17 protein-coding genes are annotated in these 19,944 nt (G+C 74.4%); 9 read left to right on the top strand and 8 right to left on the bottom strand.

The window, feature by feature from the left end; genetic code table 11:
- Nucleotides 1-8: 8 nt before the first annotated feature.
- Nucleotides 9-350: a DUF3817 domain-containing protein gene (locus tag AMK25_RS19295; RefSeq protein WP_073829728.1), complete on the top strand. Its 342-nt coding sequence runs from the start codon at nucleotides 9-11 to the stop codon at nucleotides 348-350.
- Here AMK25_RS19295 and AMK25_RS19290 read toward each other — a convergent pair.
- Both AMK25_RS19290 and AMK25_RS19285 read right to left on the bottom strand, forming a co-directional pair.
- Nucleotides 331-1,221, bottom strand: a complete 891-nt coding sequence (locus AMK25_RS19290) for an alpha/beta fold hydrolase (protein ID WP_073829727.1) — start codon at nucleotides 1,219-1,221, stop codon at nucleotides 331-333. The genes AMK25_RS19295 and AMK25_RS19290 overlap by 20 nt on opposite strands.
- 36 nt (nucleotides 1,222-1,257) lie before the next feature.
- Nucleotides 1,258-1,797, bottom strand: a complete 540-nt coding sequence (locus tag AMK25_RS19285) for a hypothetical protein (RefSeq protein WP_073830033.1) — start codon at nucleotides 1,795-1,797, stop codon at nucleotides 1,258-1,260.
- Nucleotides 1,798-1,948: 151 nt separating this feature from the next.
- Between AMK25_RS19285 and AMK25_RS19280 the strand changes: the two genes are divergently transcribed.
- Genes AMK25_RS19280 through AMK25_RS19270 form a run of 3 tightly spaced genes read left to right on the top strand, consistent with a single transcriptional unit; the run spans nucleotide 1,949 to nucleotide 5,912 of the window.
- Complete coding sequence (locus AMK25_RS19280; RefSeq protein ID WP_073829726.1) at nucleotides 1,949-3,073, top strand: baeRF2 domain-containing protein; 1,125 nt, start codon at nucleotides 1,949-1,951, stop codon at nucleotides 3,071-3,073.
- Entirely contained in the window at nucleotides 3,066-4,814 is a 1,749-nt protein-coding gene (locus AMK25_RS19275) for a thiamine pyrophosphate-binding protein (RefSeq protein WP_073829725.1), read from the top strand. The genes AMK25_RS19280 and AMK25_RS19275 overlap by 8 nt, the downstream gene beginning before the upstream one ends.
- Nucleotides 4,815-4,865: 51 nt before the next feature.
- Nucleotides 4,866-5,912, top strand: coding sequence for an iron-containing redox enzyme family protein (locus AMK25_RS19270; protein WP_073829724.1), 1,047 nt, complete (start codon nucleotides 4,866-4,868; stop codon nucleotides 5,910-5,912).
- A gap of 130 nt (nucleotides 5,913-6,042) precedes the next feature.
- On the opposite strand, the gene AMK25_RS19265 is transcribed toward AMK25_RS19270, so the two are convergent.
- A complete protein-coding gene (locus AMK25_RS19265) occupies nucleotides 6,043-6,267 on the bottom strand; it encodes a CDGSH iron-sulfur domain-containing protein (RefSeq protein WP_073829723.1) in 225 nt (74 codons plus the stop codon).
- Between the two features lie 188 nt (nucleotides 6,268-6,455).
- Between AMK25_RS19265 and AMK25_RS19260 the strand changes: the two genes are divergently transcribed.
- Nucleotides 6,456-7,871 (top strand): hypothetical protein, encoded by a 1,416-nt coding sequence (locus tag AMK25_RS19260; RefSeq protein WP_073829722.1) that lies wholly within the window; start codon nucleotides 6,456-6,458, stop codon nucleotides 7,869-7,871.
- Nucleotides 7,872-8,117: 246 nt separating this feature from the next.
- Nucleotides 8,118-9,251, top strand: a complete 1,134-nt coding sequence (locus AMK25_RS19255) for a SigB/SigF/SigG family RNA polymerase sigma factor (protein ID WP_064446137.1) — start codon at nucleotides 8,118-8,120, stop codon at nucleotides 9,249-9,251.
- Nucleotides 9,252-9,354: 103 nt separating this feature from the next.
- On the opposite strand, the gene ctaD is transcribed toward AMK25_RS19255, so the two are convergent.
- From ctaD to AMK25_RS19230, 5 genes are all read right to left on the bottom strand, one after another.
- Nucleotides 9,355-11,358 carry an aa3-type cytochrome oxidase subunit I gene (ctaD, locus tag AMK25_RS19250; protein ID WP_073829721.1) on the bottom strand — a complete coding sequence of 668 codons (2,004 nt, stop codon included), beginning with the start codon at nucleotides 11,356-11,358 and terminating at the stop codon, nucleotides 9,355-9,357.
- Nucleotides 11,359-11,445: 87 nt separating this feature from the next.
- Nucleotides 11,446-12,177, bottom strand: a complete 732-nt coding sequence (locus AMK25_RS19245; protein ID WP_073829720.1) for an ATP-binding protein — start codon at nucleotides 12,175-12,177, stop codon at nucleotides 11,446-11,448.
- 134 nt (nucleotides 12,178-12,311) lie between these two features.
- Nucleotides 12,312-12,764, bottom strand: coding sequence for a DUF4383 domain-containing protein (locus AMK25_RS19240; protein ID WP_073830032.1), 453 nt, complete (start codon nucleotides 12,762-12,764; stop codon nucleotides 12,312-12,314).
- Nucleotides 12,765-12,884: 120 nt separating this feature from the next.
- Nucleotides 12,885-14,039: a glycosyltransferase gene (locus AMK25_RS19235; protein ID WP_073829719.1), complete on the bottom strand. Its 1,155-nt coding sequence runs from the start codon at nucleotides 14,037-14,039 to the stop codon at nucleotides 12,885-12,887.
- Nucleotides 14,040-14,058: 19 nt separating this feature from the next.
- Nucleotides 14,059-15,090 carry a glucosyl-3-phosphoglycerate synthase gene (locus AMK25_RS19230; RefSeq protein WP_184685699.1) on the bottom strand — a complete coding sequence of 344 codons (1,032 nt, stop codon included), beginning with the start codon at nucleotides 15,088-15,090 and terminating at the stop codon, nucleotides 14,059-14,061.
- A 202-nt stretch (nucleotides 15,091-15,292) separates the two neighbouring features.
- On the opposite strand from AMK25_RS19230, the gene AMK25_RS19225 reads away from it, so the two are divergent.
- The 3 genes from AMK25_RS19225 to secA2 all read left to right on the top strand — a co-directional run bounded on the left by AMK25_RS19225 (nucleotide 15,293) and on the right by secA2 (nucleotide 19,852).
- Nucleotides 15,293-16,315, top strand: coding sequence for a Gfo/Idh/MocA family protein (locus AMK25_RS19225; RefSeq protein ID WP_073829717.1), 1,023 nt, complete (start codon nucleotides 15,293-15,295; stop codon nucleotides 16,313-16,315).
- Entirely contained in the window at nucleotides 16,308-17,396 is a 1,089-nt protein-coding gene (locus tag AMK25_RS19220; protein ID WP_073829716.1) for a zinc-dependent alcohol dehydrogenase, read from the top strand. The genes AMK25_RS19225 and AMK25_RS19220 overlap by 8 nt, the downstream gene beginning before the upstream one ends.
- Nucleotides 17,397-17,557: 161 nt before the next feature.
- Nucleotides 17,558-19,852: an accessory Sec system translocase SecA2 gene (secA2, locus tag AMK25_RS19215; RefSeq protein ID WP_073829715.1), complete on the top strand. Its 2,295-nt coding sequence runs from the start codon at nucleotides 17,558-17,560 to the stop codon at nucleotides 19,850-19,852.
- The last annotated feature ends 92 nt before the right edge of the window (nucleotides 19,853-19,944 follow it).

Here is a 19,944-nt window from a genome sequence, read left to right as displayed (position 1 = left end):
AGTGGCTGATGCGCGACGGGTGGATCCGGGCGTTCGTGGTGGCGGCGTTCGCCGAGGGATGCTCGTGGGCGGCGCTGCTGGCCGGCATGGCGGTCAAGTACGGCCCGCCCGGCAACGAGATCGGCGTGAAGATCTTCGGCCCGATCCACGGCGCGTTGTTCGTGGTCTACGGCCTGCTCACGCTCGTCGTGGCCCTGCGGCGTCGCTGGACGCTCGTGCAGACCGGGCTGGCCCTGGCCAGCGCGGTGCCGCCGTTCGCCACGGTGCTGTTCGAGCGCTGGGCGCGCCGCCGGGGACTGCTCGACGCGCCGCCTGTCGTCGAACGGCCGCTCACCCCCGCCGGTCGCTGACCGCGGGGAGGTCCTCCGCGAGGAACCCGGCCAGCACGTCGGTCAGCTCGTGCGGCGCCTCCTCGGCCATGTGGTGCCCGGACGGGATCGAGGCGGTCCGCACGTCGTCGGCCCAGTCCCGCCAGATGGCGGCCGGGTCGCCGTACAGGTCGACCATGTCGTCACGCTCGGACCAGGCGAACAGCACCGGGCAGCCGATCCGGCGCCCGGCGGCCCGGTCCGCGTCGTCCGCCGCCCGGTCCGGCCCGAGCCCGGCCCGGTAGTCCTCGCACATGGCGTGCACTGTCGCCGGATCACCGATGGCGCGCCGGTAGTCGGCGTACGCCTGCTCGCCCATCTCCTGCGGTGAGCCGCCGTACCAGGCGTCGGGATCGGCGTTTATGACCCGCTCGGCCGGCTTGGCGAGCTGACCGAGGAAGAACCAGTGCCACCAGCGGGCCGCGAACCGGGCGTCGCAGCGGGCCAGCGCCTCGCCGATCGGCACCCCGTCCAGCACCCCGAGGCGGCTCACCCGGTCCGGGTGGTCAAGGGCGGTCCGCATGGCCACGTACGCCCCGCGGTCGTGACCGATCACGGCGGCGCGGCGGTGGCCGAGCGCGTCGAGCAGCCCGACCACGTCCGCGGCCATCGCCCGCTTCGAGTAGACCGTGTGCTCCGGGTCGCTCGGCGGCTTCGACGAGCCGCCGTAACCGCGCAGGTCCGGGCAGATCACCGTGTGCCGCGCGGCCAGCCGCGGCGCCACCCGGTGCCAGGTCGCATGGGTACGCGGGTGCCCGTGCAGCAGCACCACCGGTGGCCCGGAGCCGCCGTGGCGCACGCGCAGGCGTACCGGCCCCACGTCGATCTCGCTGAGCGTGAATCCTGCGAACATGGCCGCAGCGGTGCCCACCTCCGACGACGGGGAAACCTAGGTCAGCGCCGAGCAGGCGGCCACGCCGAACAGCAGCACGGCGCCCAGCATGGCCTGCAACAGCAGCGCCGGACCCAGGTGTGACCAGAGTGTGGCGGTACGCGGACGCAGCAGCTGACCGGTGGTCAGATTGACGATCCGCTCGATGCGGGGCGCCAGGTCCGCGTCGCGCTGGGCCCGCAGCGTGAGCTGGACGTGGTCGCCGGGGTGCAGCGCGCTCTGCGGCAGGTGGCCGTGCAGCTCGACCTCGACCAGCCGGCCGCTCGCCTCGCGTACCCGGACCGGGGTGACCAGGAACTCCGGGCCCTTCTTCAGCTCCTTGAAGCTGCGCCGGGCCCCGCCGCCACCGCTGCTGAGCAACGCGCGCACCACCTTGAGCAGCAGCCCCACCACCCCCGCGGCGGTCAGCACCGCGACCAGCGCCGGCTGCGCGACCCGTACCTCCCGGGCGTAGCCCTCCATCAACCGGACCAGACGGCCGGTGACGACGCGCTCCGCCGGGTGGACGACGCGTCGGGTGTACAGCTCCGTGTCCATGTTCACCACCGAGAGTTCCGATCCGTGCACAGATGGTATCGACCCGTGGAGTTGAACGACGTGAATGAACACTGGTCACGCCCGGGAAGCCGGCAGGTGAACTCCGCCGGGGCGCGGGTATGCGTGCGGCCGAGCCGGAAAGGGGTCGAGCATGCAGCTGTCCTTCCTGCGCCCGCTCTACAACCGTCCCGGGCCCTGGTGCTCGGTGTACATGGACGCCTCCCGCGACACCCAGGACGCGCGAGCGCAGGTCGACCTGCGCTGGCGGGCCCTCAAGGGCGACCTGCTGAGCCAGGGCGCCGACCCGGTCACCGTCGAGGCGGTGGAGGAGGTAGTCCGCCGGCACCAGCCGATGCCCGGTGACTACGGCATCGCCGTCTTCGCCACCCGGGGCCGCGTGGTGCTCACCGAGTACCTGTCCGCGCCGCCACTGCGTGACCTGGCGAGCTGGTCGGCGCTGCCGCACACCATGCCACTCGTCGCCCAGCGCGGCGAGCAGGTGGCCTGGGTGCGGGTGCTTGCCGACCGCACCGGCGCGGACGCGATGGCGGTGAGCGCCGGCGGCGTGCCCCGCCGCGCCCACGTCACCGGCGCGCAGAGCCGGCAGCTGCGGCGCGTGCAGCCGGGCGGCTGGTCGCAGTCGCGCTACCAGCGCGCCGCCATGGAGGCGTGGCACCAGAACGCCGGTGACGCCGCCGCGGCCACCGCCGACCTCGCCGAGCGGGTCGGCGCGGACGTGGTGGTGGTGGCCGGGGACATCCGGGCCACCGGGATGATCGCCGCCCAGCTGCCGGAACGGTGGCAGGACGTGCTGGTCCGCACCGACGCCGGCTCCCGCGACGTCGGCGCGGACGACACGCTGATGGACGACATCACGGCGCAGACCGTCGCCGAGGTTGCCGACCAGCGCGTCACCGCCGCCCTGGACCGCTTCGGCGTGCAGGAGGACGTCGGCGCCGGCCTCGACGCCGTGGTCTCCGCGCTGCAACGCAACCAGGTCGACACCATGCTCATCGTGGACGATCCGTCCGCCGACGGCGAGCTGTGGGTGGGCCCCGAGCCGACCGAGATCGCCACCGACCCGGGCCAGCTGGCGGACATGTCCGTGGCCGACCCCCAGCGGGTACGCGCCGACGCCGCGCTGCTGCGCGCGCTGATCGGCACCGACGCGGACCTGACGGTGCTCGCGCCGGAGGAGGCGCCGGAGCTGACCGACGGGGTCGGCGCGGTGCTGCGCTACGTCGACGCGAGCACGCCGGGGCGGGGTAATGGCTGAGCGCATCGTCGCCGACCTGGTGGTCGAACGCCTGCGGGCCTGGCGGGTGCCGCGGGTGTTCGGCTGTCCGGGCGCGGCGATCGCCCCGCTGGTGGGCGCGCTCGACGACGCGGGCGGGGACCCGGCTTTCGTCCCCGCCCGGCACGAGGAGACCGCCTCGTACATGGCCACCGGGCACGCGAAGTTCACCGGCGGCGTCGGGGTGTGCCTGGCGACCCAGGGGCCCAGCGCGGTGCACCTGCTCAACGGGCTCTACGACGCCAAGCTGGACAGCAAGGCGGTGGTCGCGATCATCGGCGAGGACGTCACCGGCCCGCTCGGCGGCGCGCACGAGGAGATCGGGCTGAGCCGGCTCTTCGGCGACGTGTGCAACCAGTTCGTCCGCTACGGCCGCCGGCCCGAGCAGGTGCCGGCGCTGCTGGACCAGGCGTTCCGCACCGCCGCCGCGACCCGCAGCCCGACCTGCGTCGTGCTGCCGCGCGCGTTGCAGGTCACCGCCGTGCCGGACCTGCTGCCACAGACCGCCGGGGTGGTCACCGCGACGCCCGGCGAGCCGCTGGCCCGGGTGCTGCCGCACGACGCCGACCTGGACGCCGCCGCCTCGCTGCTCGGCAACGGGCGGCGGGTGGCGGTGCTGGTCGGTCAGGGCGCGCACGGCGCGGCCGAGGAGATCGTCGCGCTGGCCGACCGGCTCGGCGCGGGCGTGGCCACGTCGCTGCTCGGCAAGCCGGTGCTCGACGAGCGGCTGCCGTTCCACACCGGCGTGCTCGGCGAGGTCGGCACCACCGCCGCCGCGCAGCTCATGGGCGGCTGCGACACGCTGCTGATGATCGGCACGAACGACCCGTGGACCGACTGGTTCCCGATGCCGGGACAGGTGCGCACCATCCAGATCGACATCGACGGCCGGCGCATCGGCACCCGCTACCCGGTGGACGTGCCGCTGGTCGGCGACGCCGCCGAGACGCTGCGGGCGCTGCTCACCCGGGTACCCGACCAGCCCCAGCGCGAGTGGCGCGGCATGGTGGAGAAGATGGTGGACCGGTGGCGGGAGACCGCCGCCGAGCGCGCCGCCGCCCCGGCCGAGCCGGTCAACCCGCAGCTCGTGCTCCGCGAGCTGTCCGCCCGGCTGCCCCGGCACGCCGGGGTCGCCGTCGACGTCGGCTCGGTCATCTACTGGTACGCCCGGCACCTGGAGCTGCCGCCGGGGGTGCAGGCGCAGCTGTGCGGCACGCTCGGCTCGATGGGCTGCGCGCTGCCGTACGCGGTCGCGGCCAAGCTGGCCCGCCCGGACGAGCCGGTGCTCGCGCTGCTCGGCGACGGCGCGATGCAGCTCAACGGCCTGGCCGAGCTGATCACGGTGGCCCACCACTGGACGCGGTGGCGCGATCCCCGCCTGGTCGTGCTGGTGCTGAACAACCGGGACCACTCCGGCGTGGGCGCCGGGCGGACGCCCGGGGGGCGGCGCTCCGACGTGCCGTACGCCGGGTGGGCCCGCCTGCTCGGGTTGCACGGCGTCCGGGTGGACCGGCCCGACCTGGTCGGACCCGCCTGGGACGAGGTGCTCGCGGCCGACCGGCCGGCCCTCCTGGAGGCGGTGGTGGACCCGGCCGTGCCGCTGGAGGCGCCCGAACCGGCGCTTGCCGACCTGCGTGGCCTGGTGACCGACGGGGACGCCGCCCGCCGGGTGCGGGAGCGGGTGATCCAGACCGAGGCCATTGCGGCCGACGAGGTCGTTTAGCCGGATCACGCCGGGGCACTGCGACCAGGCACAACAGTCCCGGGAGGTCCCATGTCCGTCGCCGCCGGCCGTCGCTACGGCCCCGCCCCGCTGCCGGCCGCCCGCGGCCCGGTCTCCGCCGCGCTGCTCACCGCCCTGAACGGGACACCCGGCGAGCTGCCCGCCGGGCTGGGCGCCGAGTTCGGCGCGGTGGCCGCGCCGCTGACCGACGAGGACCTCCAGCTCACCCTGTTCCTCTGCTACGAGCTGCACTACCGGGGCTGGTCCGGCGTCGACGAGGCGTGGGAGTGGGAGCCGTCGCTGCTGGCGCTGCGCGCCCGCGCCGAGCGGCCGTTCGAGGCCGCGCTGAGGCAACTGGCCGGCCCGCTGCCGGCGGTGCTGCCGGCCGCCCTGCCCGCGGCGCTCACCGACGTGGTGAGCGCCGACGACGGCCCGCCGCTGGCGGCCACGCTGCAACGCCGGGCCGACCTCGACCAGTTCCGCGAGTTCGTGACGCACCGCTCGATCTACCACCTGCGCGAGGCCGACCCGCACAGCTGGGCGCTGCCGCGCCTCGGCGGTCCGGCGAAGGCGGCGCTCGTGGAGATCCAGACCGACGAGTACGGCAACGGCCGGCTGGACCGGATGCACGCCGAGCTGTTCCGCACCACGATGGACCGGCTCGGCCTGGACACCGGCTACGCCGCCCATCTGGACCGGGTTCCGGCGGTGACGCTGGCGACGAACAACCTGATGTCGCTGTTCGGGCTGCACCGGCGGCTGCGCGGGGCGCTGCTCGGGCACCTGGCCGCGTACGAGATGACCTCGTCGCTGCCGAACCGCCGCTACGGCAACGGGCTGCGCCGGCTCGGCTTCGACGCGGTGGCCACGCGCTTCTACGACGAGCACGTCGAGGCCGACGCCGTGCACGAGCAGATCGCCGCCCACGACATGTGCGGCGGGCTGGTCCGGGCCGAGCCGGCGCTCGCGTCCGACGTGCTGTTCGGCGCCGCCGCCGCGCTGGCCGTGGACGCCCTGTTCGCCGCGCATCTCCTCGACGCCTGGTCGTCCGGGCAGTCCTCGCTGCGCCCACCCGCCCACGCCCTCGCCGCCGCCTGACCCCCGCGCCCCCTACCCCCGCGCCCCCTACCCCCGCGATCTTGCAGTCCTGGCCCCCTGATTGCCCGCTTCGGGAGGGTTTTCCGGGTCCCGAAGTGCAAGATCGGCGAGGCGAGAGGGCGGGCGGGGATCAGGCCTCGCGGTCGCTGCCGGCCCGGAAGCCCGCGACCTTGTGCGTGCCGTCGCAGAACGGCTTGATCGCGCTCTTGCCGCACCGGCACAGCGCCACCGTGCCCCGGCGCGTCTCGATCGGCGTCCCGTCGGGCGTGACGAGCGCGAAGTCGCCGCGCACCAGCAGTGGTCCGTCCCGGTACGGGGTGATGGTCGCCGCCGGGGTGCTCTCGTCGTCGGGCATGCGCCGTGCAGTGCCCGTCCCGCTCCGGCCCAAACCCGCATCCGAGCGCCGTTGCGCCCGCGAGGGCGGGCGCGCGGCGCGACGGCGTACCTGGGTGCCGCGGGCGGTGCGGCCATGGGGCGGGCCTTGGTCCTCACCAGTGGGGAGATGCCCCGTTTAGACCCCAGAGGGACGGGAAGCCGGGCCGCGTGGTGAGCGAACGAGTCGAACGGACGCCGGTCAGCGGCGCTGGGCTGCCCGCGGAGCGGGTGGTGGCGGCCGGCAGCGCCGCCCGCACCCTGGTCGCCGTGACCGCCCGGGCGCTGCGCGGCGACGACTGCGGCGACCTCGGCCACCCGCGTGCGCTGTCCCGCCTCACCGGCGCGCCCGAGCCGGTACGCCGCGCCGCCGCCGTCCGAGCCGCCGGGCGTGCCGCGCTCACCGCCGCCCAGGTCGCCGCCGTGGACGCCGAGCGGGTGGCCGGATGGTTCGCCGGGCAGTACCCGGACCGGCGCTGGCCCGGCGTGGTGCTCGGTTCGCCGCACGGCGCCGCCGCCCACCTCGCGGTGGCGCTGGGCGTGCCCTGGCTGCCGGCCGGCTTCGAGATCGCCGCCCAGTGGAGCCGGGGCGCGGTGGACCGCCCGGACGCGGCGTTCGACCACGGGGTCCCGCTGGCCGACCGGCTGCTCACCGGCAACCCCAGGGTGCACGTACGGCAGGTGCACTGCCCGGCCAGCCGGGGCGCGGCGGCGGGCGCGGTGGTGACGTTCGCGGTCCGCTGGCGCGCGCTGCCGCGGGCGTACGCGCGTTTCCTGGCCGACCGGCTGGAACCGGCGGCACCGGTGCTGCTGCTGCACGACGCCCGGACCTGGCCGGTGCGCGACGGCGGCGACGGGCACAGCTTCCAGGCCGGCTGCCCGGCCGGCGGGCTGGACCCGGTCGACTTCCACCCCGACGCCCGCGCGCTGGGCCAGGTGCTGCGCGCGGCCGGCGGGGACGAGGCGCGCTGGGCGGCGCCGGAGGTGACGGTGGCGGGCGCGTTCGCCGAACACGGCGTGGAGTCCGGTTTCGAGCACGACGCCCGCTCCTGGGGCGATCGGCACGGGCATCCGCTGCACCGGGTGGTCGTGCCGCAGCCGGACGCGCTGAGCGCGGTGACCGCCGACCTGTACCGGCGCTGGCTGCGGCGGGCCGGCAAGACCGGGGACCGGCTGGTGGTGGAGTGCGGGCGGCTGCTCGATCCGGGACAGGTGCTGCGGGCCGGTCTGGTGCCCTACTGGTGCGAGAACGCCACCGCGCGCCGGGTGGCTGGAGTCGAGTGGTGGCTGGCCGGCAGCGAGCCGTTCAGCTCGGTGGACGTGCTGGCCGAGCCGCCCGGCCTGCGTTCGCCCGCGCACGCGGGGCTGCCGCAGTGGCTCGCCGTGGCGGGGTTCGGGCGCCGCCGGCGGGCGCTGGACCGGGGTGCCGCGCGCGGGTACCCGGTCGCCTCGGTACCCACCCGACGTGCCACGGAGGTGTTGCGCAACCAGCCCTGCGACCTGCCCGCGCCGCCGCCGTTGCGGATGGCCGACGCCCTCGCCGCGCTCCGCGACGCCGGTGCCCACCAGGGCCTGCTGGTCTGCTGACGCGCCCGTCGGTGACGGCGCGCCGGGCATCCTGGCGAAACATCCTCGCGATCCTGCGGTCCGTGATTGAGTACGTACGTAGCGGGAAGAACGCTCGCCGCGGAACGGCCCACGACGCCGTGCGGCGAACGGCCACCGCTTTCGACGTACTCCGTCACGTAACCCAACTTCCTCACCCGGTGCGTGGTCCGACCACGCGCACGACCGGTTACGACCGGGCGGGGACCTTCGGCGAGGGGGGCGCGGATGTTCGGACAGACCACCACACCCACACCACCGACCACCGACCGGGGCCTGGAGGACCTGGACGCCGCGGCGCTCGCGTACGCGGCCCGGATCGAGGGACTGCCACCGGAACGGCGGCAGGAGGCGCGGGACGACCTGGTCCGGTTCGCGTTGCCGTTCGCCGGCCGGCTGGCCCGGCGCTACCGGGGACGCGGCGAACCGCTGGAGGACCTGGAGCAGGTGGCCCGTCTCGGGCTGGTCAACGCCGTCGACAGGTACGACCCGGAACGGGGCTCGTTCACCGCGTACGCGGCGATCACCATCGTCGGCGAGATCAAACGGCACTTCCGCGACCGCACCTGGGGCGTGCACGTGCCGCGCCGGCTGCGGGACCTGATCCTGGAGGTCGGGCAGGCGACGGCGACGCTCACCAGCGAGCTGTCCCGCGCCCCCACGGTGGCGGAGCTGTCCGCCCGGCTGGAGACGCCGGAGGAGGAGATCCTGGCCGCGCTGGAGTCGGCCGCCGGCTACAGCCCGGCGTCGCTCAACGCGCCCGTCGGCGGGGAGAGCTCCGCCGAGTTCGGTGACCTGGTCGGCGAGTCCGACCACGCGCTGGAGTCGGTGGACGACCGGGTGACTGTGAGCGGCCTGCTGCACCGGCTGCCCTGGCGGGAGCGCCGCATCCTGGCGATGCGCTTCTACGGCAACCAGACCCAGGCGGAGATCGCCGCCCGGTTCGGCATCTCGCAGATGCACGTGTCCCGGCTGCTGTCGCGGGCGCTGACCTGGCTGCGCCAGGCGATGCTGGCCGAAGCGCCGCCGCCCTGGCAGAACGGCGCCGCCGAGGCCGAGCCGGCGAAGGCCCGCATCTCGGTGAAGCAGAACGGCGACCGGGTGGTCGTCGAGGTCGGCGGCGAGGTCGACCGGGCCGGCGCGGACCAGCTGCGCCGGGCCGTGCTCAAGGCGGTCACCGGGCAGCCTCGCGAGGTCGTGGTGGACCTGGTCGGTGCGGGTGGCTTCGACGCCGGCGGGATCGCCGCGCTGATGGCAGGGCGGGACGCCGCCGCGCGTACCGGGGTGCCGCTGCGGCTGACCCGGGTGCAGCCGGCGGTGCGCCGCTCGCTGACCGCTGCCGGACTGCCGGCCGCCGACTGACCCGTCGCACGGACGTGTCGCGCCGGCTCCCCACGACGGGGAGCCGGCGCGTGGCGTACGGCGAGGGCCGGCGCCCGCACGGCGCCGGCCCTCGTGCTTCGTCTCAGTTCTCCGGGGTGTCCCCGTGCCCGCGCGGGTGCCGCCACCTGTCGTTGGGCTGCTCGTCGCGTTCGGCGTTGAGGGCGCTGCCCTCCGGCTCGTCGGTCTCCTCGAAGCTGGGCCGGCGCACCTCCTCCGGCGCCGGCACCTCCACCGGCCGGGCGCCGGACTGCGGCGCGGGCTGGTAGTCCACCGCCTCGGGCGCGCCGTACGCGCCGCCGGCCGACGGCGACTCCGGCACGTGGTGCTCGTGGTGCAACTCCTCCCGGAACGTCTGCGGCGGCTTCGTGGTGCGCTGCGGCAGGTCCCGGCCCAGGTCGGAGACGAGCGGACCGTACTTGAGGTCGAACGCCGGCCGCTCGGAGCGGATGCGCGGCATCCGGTCGAAGTTGCGCAGCGGCGGCGGGCACGTGGTGGCCCACTCCAGCGAGTTGCCGAAGCCCCACGGGTCGTCCACGGTGACCAGCGCGCCGTACCGCCACGACTTCCAGATGTTCCAGATCACGAACAGGGTGGACGCGCCGAGCACGAACGAGCCGATGCTGGAGATCGTGTTCAGCGTGGTGAAGCCGTCGCCGGGCAGGTAGTCGGCGTACCGGCGCGGCATGCCCTCGTTGCCCAGCCAGTGCTGCACCAGGAACGTGGCGTGGAAGCCGATGAACATGGTCCAGAAGTGCATCTTGCCCAGCCGCTCGTCGAGCAGCCGCCCGGTCATCTTGGGGAACCAGAAGTAGAGCCCGCCGAACGCGGCGAACACGATGGTCCCGAACATCACGTAGTGGAAGTGCGCCACCACGAAGTAGCTGTCGGTGACGTGGAAGTCCAGCGGCGGGCTGGCCAGCAGCACCCCGGTCAGGCCGCCGAGCAGGAACGTCACCAGGAAGCCGACGGCGAACAGCATCGGCGTCTCGAACGTGATCTGGCCCTTCCACATGGTGCCGATCCAGTTGAAGAACTTCACCCCGGTGGGCACCGCGATCAGGAAGCTCAGGATGCTGAAGAACGGCAGCAGCACCTGCCCGGTGGCGAACATGTGGTGCGCCCAGACCGTCATCGACAGCACGGTGATGGCGATCGTGGCCAGCACCAGGCCGGTGTAGCCGAAGATCGGCTTGCGGGAGAACACCGGGATGATCTCGGTGATGATGCCGAAGAACGGCAGCGCGATGATGTAGACCTCGGGGTGGCCGAAGAACCAGAACAGGTGCTGCCAGAGCATCGGCCCGCCGGTCGTCGCGTCGTACACGTGCGAGTGCAGCAGCCGGTCCGAGGCCAGCGCCAGCAGCGCGGCGGCCAGCAGCGGGAACACGAAGATCACCAGGACGCTGGTGAGCAGCGCGTTCCAGGTGAAGATCGGCATCCGGAACATCGTCATGCCGGGAGCGCGCAGCGTCACGATCGTGGTGATCAGGTTGACCGCGCCGAGGATCGTGCCCAGGCCGGACACGGCCAGGCCGACCACCCACAGGTTCGCGCCGACGCCGGGGGAGTGCTGCGCGGTGCTCAACGGCGTGTACGCGGTCCAGCCGAAGTCCGCCGCGCCGGCCGGGGTGGCGAAGCCGCCCACCACCATCAGCGCGCCCAGGAAGTAGAGCCAGTACGCGAACGCGTTCAGCCGGGGGAACGCCACGTCGGCGGCGCCGATCTGCAGCGGCACCAGGTAGTTGGCGAACCCGAAGAACAGCGGGGTGGCGAACAGCAGCAGCATCACCGTGCCGTGCATGGTGAACATCTGGTTGTACTGCTCGGGGGAGACGATCTGCATCCCCGGCCGGGCCAGCTCCGCCCGGATGACCAGCGCCAGGATCCCGCCGACGATGAAGTACGCGAACGACGTGATCAGATAGAGCAGGCCGATCTGCTTGGCGTCGGTGGTGCGCAGCAACCGCCACAGCGCGTTGCCCTTCACCGCTTCCCGTACGGGCCCGGGGAAGCCCCCGAACCGGGCCGGCGCGAGGATCGCGGGCCCCCGGTCTCGTGCCGGTTCCGTGACTACCCGCTTGGGCATGGCATCTCACCCCGTGTGACGACAGACAGGACGGGCGGGCGTACCCGGCCCCCTGCCCATGTAACCAGGCGAGAGCGGAGAATTCGGTCAATTAGCTGGGAGCATGGCCCAGACGACCTTGCCGGCGCCGACCGGGGTGCTGCCCCAGCGCTGGGTCAGCTCCCGCACCAGCATCAGCCCGCGGCCCCCCTCCTCGCGCGGGTCGCGGCTGCTCGCGGCGCGGGCGTCGGCCGGGCTGCCGTCCATCACCGCCACCCGCAGGTACGGCCGGCGCAGCGTCAGCGTCACCTGCATCGGGGTGCCGGCGTGTCGCACCACGTTGCCGACCAGCTCGCTGAGCACCAGCGAGGCCGGGCCGGCCAGCTCCGGCACGTTCCACCTGCCGCACGCCTCGGTGACCAGCTCCCGGGCCCGCCGGCAGGCCCCGGCCACCGGCTCCAGCCGGGCCCGCAGCCGGGGCGTCGAGTCCTCGCCGGCCAGCGCCGCCGCCTCGGCGCAGTCCCGCCGCACCGGCACCACCCGGCAGGCGGTGGTCTCGTTCAGCCAGGCCGCCGTCTCGGCCGGTGGCGCGGCCAGCACCATCGGCACCGCCGGCCAGTCGGCCGCCCGGCGCGCCGCGGCGGCGAAGACGGACAGCGCCAGCGGCTCGCCGACCTCGATCTCCTCCAGGTCGACCACCAGGGCGTCCGGCTGCGCGGCGAGGCACCGGTCCAGCACCTCGTGCACCGCGCGCATCGTGGCCAGGTCGAGCGCGCCGGCCAGCCGTACGACAGTGACCGGCGACTCGTCGCGGACCTCGCACCTGATCCGGGTCACCATCGCCGTCCTCGTTTCCGTTTCGTCGGGGAGGGTCGCCCGGCTGCGGCGGTCGCCGCCTCCCGCAGCCGGAGGACTACGGACGTACCCGGGCCCCCGGCCTTCGAAACCGGGCATCCGGGTCACGGGAGCGCAGGTCAGCGGCGGTCGCCGCGCCGCGCCGCGAGCAGGCCCAGGACCAGCATGGCGGCGCCCAGCAGCAGGTGCAGCCAGGCGTCGGCGCGGTTGACCGCCAGCACGTTCGCCGCGTCGCGCCGGTCGACTCCCAGACCGGCCAGCCACAGCACCAGGTAGATCGCCCCGGCGCCGATCAGGAACGCGCGGGCCCCGGCGACGCTGCGCGCCAGCGCCAGCCCGGCCACCCCGAGGACCAGGTGGACCAGGTTGTGCACGACCGAGACCTGGAACAGCCCCAGCAGCCGGGCGCCCGACCCCGGGCCGGCGAAGCGCAGGTCCGCGTAGTCGCTGGTGATGCCGGGCACGAAGCCCAGCGCGCCGAGCAGCAGCAGGAGCACGGCGAACCCCGAGGCGATCCGGCGCACCGGCGCCCGGCCGTCGGCCGGGTTGCGGCGCGCCCGGGAGTGCGCCATCGAGTTCGTCACGCCGGCCTCCTCGCCACGCGGGGCAGCGACGGTTTCCCGGGCCGGGCGCGGACAAACGCCGGCCCGGCCACGCGGAGTGGCCGGGCCGGCGCCGGGTTCGCGACCGGATCAGGCGGGCTGCAACGGCTGCGCCGCGCCCCGGCGGACCCGCTCGTACAGCTCCAGGTAGCGCTGCGCCATCCGGGCCGGGGTGAACCGGCGGGCCGCCTCGCGCCGGCACTCGTCCGGCTCCAGGCCGCCGGCGGCGAGGACCATCTCGCCCAGTTCCTCCTCGTCGCCGGTGAGCAGGCCGGTGCGGCCGTGCTCGATCAGCTCCGGCAGGCAGCCCCGGGCCGTCGCCACCACCGGCGTGCCCAGCGACAGCGACTCGACCACCGCGGTGCCGCCCGGCTCCTCCCAGCGCAGCGGGAACAGCGAAGCCCGGGCCGAGGCCACCAGGTCGTCGCGGTCCCGCCCGGCCACCGTGCCGACCCAGCGCACCCGGTCCCCGTCGACGTACGGCGCGACGTGGTCGTGGAAGAAGCGCACGTCCGGGTTCTGCCGGGCCTCGTCGCCGGCCGCGGCGAGATCCTCCGGCCGGTGGTACGGGCCGACCGGCCCGGCCAGCACCAGCGGGAAACCGGCCTCGTGGGCGAGCCGCGCGCCCAGGTCCTGCCCCTTGCCCGGGTTGATCCGGCCGAGGATCACCACGTGGTCGCCCTTGGGCACGGGCGCGTGCCGGTCCGCGCCCACCGCGAGCGGGGTGGACAGGTGCACGTGACCCACCGAGTGCGCCCGCAGCGCCTCCGGCGCGCGGGCCAGCTGCGACGCGGACACCCCGTTGACCCGTACCCGGTCGCCGCCGTCGAGGTTGCCGTACAGCTCGGGGTGCTTGGCCAGGTCCCAGTGCAGCGTGTGCAGCACCGGCGGGGCGTCCGGGCCCATCGCCGCGAGCGTGGCCAGCCCGACCGCCTCCACGTGGTCGTGCACCAGGTCGATGTCGTCGCGGGCGTGCAGCGCCCGCACCACCCCGGCCAGGTGCGCCTGGGACACGCCGCACACCTGGTTGTACGGCCGTTGCAGCGCGTGGAACTGGCCGTCCGGGAAGACCGCGATCTTCTCGTCCACCGGCAGCGTGCTGCTCTCCACCGAGGCCAGCACCACCCGTACGCCCAGCCGGCGCAGCTCCGGCACCAGCGTGGCCACCACGTTCTCGATCCCGCCGTAGCCGGGCGGCGGCACGGACAGCCACGGGCCGGCGTTCATCAGCACGGTGAGCGTCATGCGTTGCTCCTCCTCGCGCTCACGCGGCCGCGACCCGGCGGCGGCGCGGGATGCGGTGCCGCAGCTGCGCCAACGGCGGGCGCTCCTGCACCGACACGTCGTTGACCACGATCTCGCGGTCCAGGTTGGGCAGCGCCTCCGAGCCGCCGCGGCGGAACTGCGTCAGCAGCGCGCCCGGCGAGACCCCGGGCGCCGCCCAGCCGCGCCGTTGCAGCCGTGACCAGGCGGTCAGCATGATCTGCGCCGACATCCGGCCCAGCGCCGCGGTGTCCTGGTGCCGGTGCTTGCGCTCGCCCAGGTCGACCTGGGCCAGCGCGTCCAGCCCGACCATCTCCAGCAGGTCGATGAGCATTGCCGTCTCCACCCCGTACCCGGTGACGAACGGCACCCGTTCCAGCACCTGGCGGCGGCCGGCGTACTCGCCCGCGAGCGGCTGCACGAAGCCGGCCAGCTCCGGCCAGAACAGGTTGAGCAGCGGCCGGGCCATCAGCTCGGTCACCCGCCCGCCGCCGTCGGGCTCCACGCTCGTCGCGCCGACCAGCGGCCGGTGGTAGAAGCCCTTCACGAAGTCCACGCCCGGATCGGTGAGCAACGGCCCGAGCAGCCCGGTGACGAAGTGCGGCCGGAACTCGCGCAGGTCGGCGTCGATGAACGCGACCACGTCCCCCTCGGCCGCGGCCAGCCCGGCCCAGAGCGCGTCGCCCTTGCCGGTCAGCCGGGGCAGCCCGCGCGTCATGGCGTCCTGGCTGACCACCTCGGCGCCGGCCGCGCGCGCCACCTGCGCGGTCCGGTCGGTGGAGCGGGAGTCGACCACGATCAGTTCGTCGACCAGCGGCACCCGGTCCATCAGGTGCTCCCGGACCGTCGACACGATCGCGCCGACCGTCGCCTCCTCGTCGCGCGCCGGCAGCACCACGCTGACCCGGCTGTTTCCCTTGGCACGCACCAGTCGCTGCGCCGGCCAGTCGGCGGCGGTGCTGGTGCGGTACGTGGCCCACGCCTCAACCACTGGTGAGACGGTCGAATCTGCTTCCCGCACAGGCACCCCCATCGACGGTGGATAAGCGGATCTGGTTTTCCCAATCCCGCATCCGCGCTAACCGGATCTTGCCCAACATCCTGATCACCTGCCGCGTACCGGGAGGTTCCGGGCGCATGAACGTTGCGTTGCGCACCTCGGCGGAGTTTGGCGCGACGCCGCCGGGGGGAGTGGTGTCCGCAGTTTCTCCAGTCGTGGTGAGAGGGTTGGTCGGATGCGTGCCTGCCGGGTGGGACTTGTCGGAGCCGGCGGGGTGGCGCAACGCCACGCCCGGGTGCTCACGGGCTTCGAGGATGTGGAACTGCTCGGCGTGACAGACGTCGCGCCGGACGCGGCGGGCGCGCTCGCCGGCACGTACGGCGGCCGGGTGTTCCGTGACGTGGACGAGCTGCTCGGGGCCGGCCCGGACGCGGTGTACGTCTGCGTGCCGCCGTTCGCGCACGGCCCGGTCGAGGAGGCGGTGGTCGCCGCCGGGGTGCCGATGTTCGTGGAGAAGCCGGTGGCGCTGGACCTGGAGACCGCCGAGCGGGTCGCGGCGCTGGTGCAGCGGCGCGGGCTGCTCACCGGCGTCGGGCACCACTGGCGCTACCTGCACGTGGTCGAGGAGGCCCGGCGGCTGCTCGCCGACCGTCCGGTGCGGATGGTCAACGGCGCCTGGCTGGACAAGGTGCCGCCGGTGGCCTGGTGGGCACGGCGGGACCGCTCCGGCGGCCCGGTGGTCGAGCAGGCCGCGCACGTGCTCGACCTGGTGCGGCTGCTGGCCGGCGAGGCGGTCGAGGTGAGCGCGTACGGCGACGGCAGCCCGCCGCCGGTCGACGGCGCCGACATCGACTCGGTGACCGCGGCGACGCTGCGCTTCGGCTCCGGCGCGGTGGGCACGCTCGCCGCGTCCTGCGTGCTGGGCTGGAAGCACCGGGCCGGCGTCGAGATCCTCGCCGACGGGCTGGCGTTGTGGCTGGCCGAGGACGGCCTGACGATCCGCGACGCCGACGGCGAGCGGCACCTGCCCGCCGACCCGGACAGCGCTCGGGTCGCCGTCGACCGGGCTTTCGTCGACGCCGTGTGCGGCCTCGGCGACGACGTCCGGGTGCCGTACGCCGAGGCGCTGCGCACCCACCGGCTCGCGCTCGCGGTGGCCGAGTCGGCGCGGACCGGCCGGCCGGTGGCGCTGCCGACCGGGCCGGCGTCGCGGCTCACCGTGCCGGTCGCGGACGCGGGGGTGAGCGTCGATGCGTGACCGCGTGGTGGTGGTCGCCGGACCCGGCCGGGTCGAGCTGACCGAACTGGACGCGCCGGAGCTGCGCGAGGGCACGTTCCGGGTGGAGACGCTCTACAGCGGCGTCTCGGCCGGCACCGAGCTGAGCTTCGTCAAGGGCACAAACCCGTACCTGCACGTCACCTGGGACGCCGGGCTCGGGCTGTTCCGGCCCGGTGGGGCGAGCACGCCGTACCCGGTGACCCGGCTCGGCTACATGCAGGTCGGGCGCGTGGTGGAGAGTCGTACCCCGGCCGTCGCGGTGGGCGAGGTCGGCGCCATGACGTACGGGCACCGCAGCGGCTGGGTCGCCGACCCGCTGACCGAGCGGTTCGTGCCGTTGCCCGACGACCTCGACCCGCTGCTCGGCATCTACGTCGCGCACATGGGCCCGATCTGCGCCAACGGGCTGCTGCACGCCGCCGCCGACCTGTGCGGCGCCGACGTGCGCTCGCTCGGCGACGGCGTACGCGGGCGCCGGGTGGCGGTGGTGGGTGGCGGCGTGGTCGCGTTGCTCACCGCGCTGTTCGCCCGCCGCCACGGCGCCGCCTCGGTGGTGGTGGTCGATCCGACGCCGGCGCGCCGGCAGGTGGCCGAGGCGCTCGGGCTGGACACGCTCGACCCGGACGCGGACGACCCGGCCGTGCTGCTCAAGACCCGGTGGAACCACGCGGCGGGGGACCGGGGCGCGGACGTGGTCTTCCAGTGCCGCGGCCAGGACTGGGCGTTGCAGCTCGCGCTGCGCCTGCTGCGCCCCCAGGGCACGGTGATCGACCTTGCGTTCTACCAGGCCGGCGCGGACGCGGTCCGGCTCGGCGAGGAGTTCCACCACAACGGGCTGTCGCTGCGCTGCGCGCAGATCGGCCGGGTTCCGCGCGGCCTGACCCCGACCTGGGACCGCGAGCGGCTGTCCGCGGAGACGGTGGAGCTGCTGCGCCAGTACGGCGACGTGATCCGCAAGCACCTGATCTCGGCCGTGGTCCCCCTCGACGAGGCCCCCGCCCTGCTGACCGACCTGGCCGAGCGCCGCCGCTCCGAACTCCAGGTGGTCCTCACCCCCTGACCCGCACCCTTTCCAGGGCGTCGATCATGAGGTTGGCGGCGACAAAACGGGCACCGGACGCCGCCAACCTCATGATCGACCGAAGCGGACGCGACGGGCGGAACCCGGCGCGCGGCGGGCGGGGGTCACAATCGGCTCCGGTTCGCGTACCGTTGCCGCTCATGGGTGTGTCGCAACGGTTGAAGACCAGGTTCCGCCGGTTCCTCCAGCGCCCGGGGACGACTGTCGAACTGGCTCCGCTGGAGAAGCTGCTGCCGGCGATCGAGGCGCGCGAGGCTGACCTGGAGAATCTCTCCGACGCCGAGCTGACCGAGGCCGCCGGCCAGGCGTCGGGATACGAGGAGATCTGCGCGATCGGTCGCGAGGCGGCCCGGCGCGGGCTCGACCAGCGCCCCTACGACGTGCAGCTGCTCGGCGCGATGGCGCTGCTGTCCGGCAAGGTCGCCGAGATGGCCACCGGTGAGGGCAAGACGCTCACCGCGACCGTCGCCGCGTACGGGCACGTGCGGCTGGGCAACGGCCCGGTGCACGTGCTCACCGTCAACGACTACCTGGCCCGCCGCGACGCCGAGTGGATGACGCCGGTCTACGACCTGCTCGGGCTGACCGTCGGCTGGGTCAACGAGGCGTCCACGCCCGACGAGCGGCGCGCCGCGTACGCCTGCGACGTCACCTACGTCTCGGTCAGCGAGGCCGGCTTCGACTTCCTGCGCGACCAGCTCGTCACCGACCTGGCGGACCGGGTGCAGCCGCCGCTGAAGACCGCGATCGTGGACGAGGCCGACTCGATCCTGATCGACGAGGCCCGGGTGCCGATGGTGCTGGCCGGCGCGGTCGGCGGCGAGCAGGACCCGGTGCACGCCGCCGCGGCGCTCGTGCGCGGGCTGCGCAAGGGCAAGCACTACACGGTCGCCGAGGACGGCCGCAGCGTCGCCTTCACCTCGATCGGCCTGGCCACCGTCGAGGCCAAGCTCGGCGGCATCGACCTGTACGACGAGGAGCACGTCGGGCAGCTCTCCGCGGTGAACGTGGCGCTGCACGCGCACGCCCTGCTGCACCGCGACGTGGACTACATCGTCCGGGACGACTCGGTCGAGCTGATCGACGAGATGCGCGGCCGGGTCGCGCAGCGCCGCCGCTGGCCCGACGGGCTGCAGGCCGCGGTCGAGGCGAAGGAGGGGCTGGACGCCACCGCCGAGGGCGAGGTGCTGGGCACGGTCACCGTGCAGGCGTACATCGCGCTCTACCCGACGGTGTGCGGGATGACAGCGACCGCGGTGCTCGTCGGCGACCAGCTCCGCGAGTTCTTCGGCCTCGAGGTGGCGGTGATCCCGCCGAACACCCCGTGCGTGCGCGAGGACGAGTCGGACCGCATCTACGCCACCCGCGCCGAGAAGGAGGAGGCGCTGGTCGACGAGATCACGCGCTGCCACCAGGCGGGGCGGCCGGTGCTCGTGGGCACGCTCGACGTGAAGGAGTCCGAGGGACTGGCCGCCGCGCTGAACGCCGCGGGCGTGTCGTGCGTGGTGCTCAACGCCAAGAACGACGACGAGGAGGCCGGGATCATCGCGGAGGCCGGCGCGTACGGCGCGGTGACGGTCTCCACGCAGATGGCCGGCCGGGGCGTCGACATCCGGCTGGGCGGCAGCGACCAGGCCGACCGCGACCGGGTGGCGGAGCTGGGCGGCCTGTACGTGATCGGCAGCGGCCGGCACGACAGCCGCCGGGTCGACGACCAGCTCCGCGGCCGGGCCGGCCGGCAGGGCGACCCGGGCGGGTCGGTCTTCTTCGTCAGCCTGGAGGACGACCTGGTCGTCCGGCACGCCGGCGACACCGTCCCGGCCTCGCCCCGGATGAACGCCGACGGCCTGGTCACCGACCCGCAGGTCGACTACGCGGTCGAGCACGCCCAGCGCGTCGCCGAGGGCGTCAACCACGAGATCCACCGCAACACGTGGCGTTACAGCCAGGTGATCGAGCAGCAGCGCAAGGCGCTCGCCGAGCGCCGGGAGCGGCTGCTGACCAGCGACATCGCCGCGCTGATGCTGCTGGAGCGGGTGCCGGAGAAGGCCGGCGAGATGGACGAGGACCTGCTCGCCGACGTGGCCCGCAAGATCGCCCTCTATCACCTGGACCGGCTCTGGGCCGACCACCTGGCCGAGCTGTCCGAGGTGCGCGAGGGCGTGCACCTGCGGGCGCTGGGCCGGCTCGACCCGCTCGACGAGTTCCACCGCAGCGCGGTGCCGGCGTTCAACGCGCTGGTGCCCGAGATCGAGACGCGGACCGTGGCCACGTTCGAGGAGACCGAGTTCGACGAGGGCTGGGAGCCGGACTCGTCGAAGCTGGTGCGGCCGAGCGCCACCTGGACGTACCTCGTGCACGACAACCCGTTCGGCTCGGAGCTGGACCGGCTGATCGCCTCGGTGGGGCGGCGGCTCATCTCCGGGTCGCGCTGACCCGCGCGGAAAGGCCCCTTCCGGCGCGACCGGGAGGGGCCCTTTTTGCGCGGTTTCGCCCGCGGTCTGGGAGGGTAGTAGGCCGAGGCCCG

Origin of the sequence: Micromonospora sp. TSRI0369, assembly GCF_001905625.1 — a bacterium.
Taxonomy (GTDB): domain Bacteria; phylum Actinomycetota; class Actinomycetes; order Mycobacteriales; family Micromonosporaceae; genus Micromonospora; species Micromonospora echinospora_A.
The sequence above is the reverse complement of the archived record's forward strand: the minus strand, read 5'-3'. Positions and strand labels throughout refer to the sequence as shown.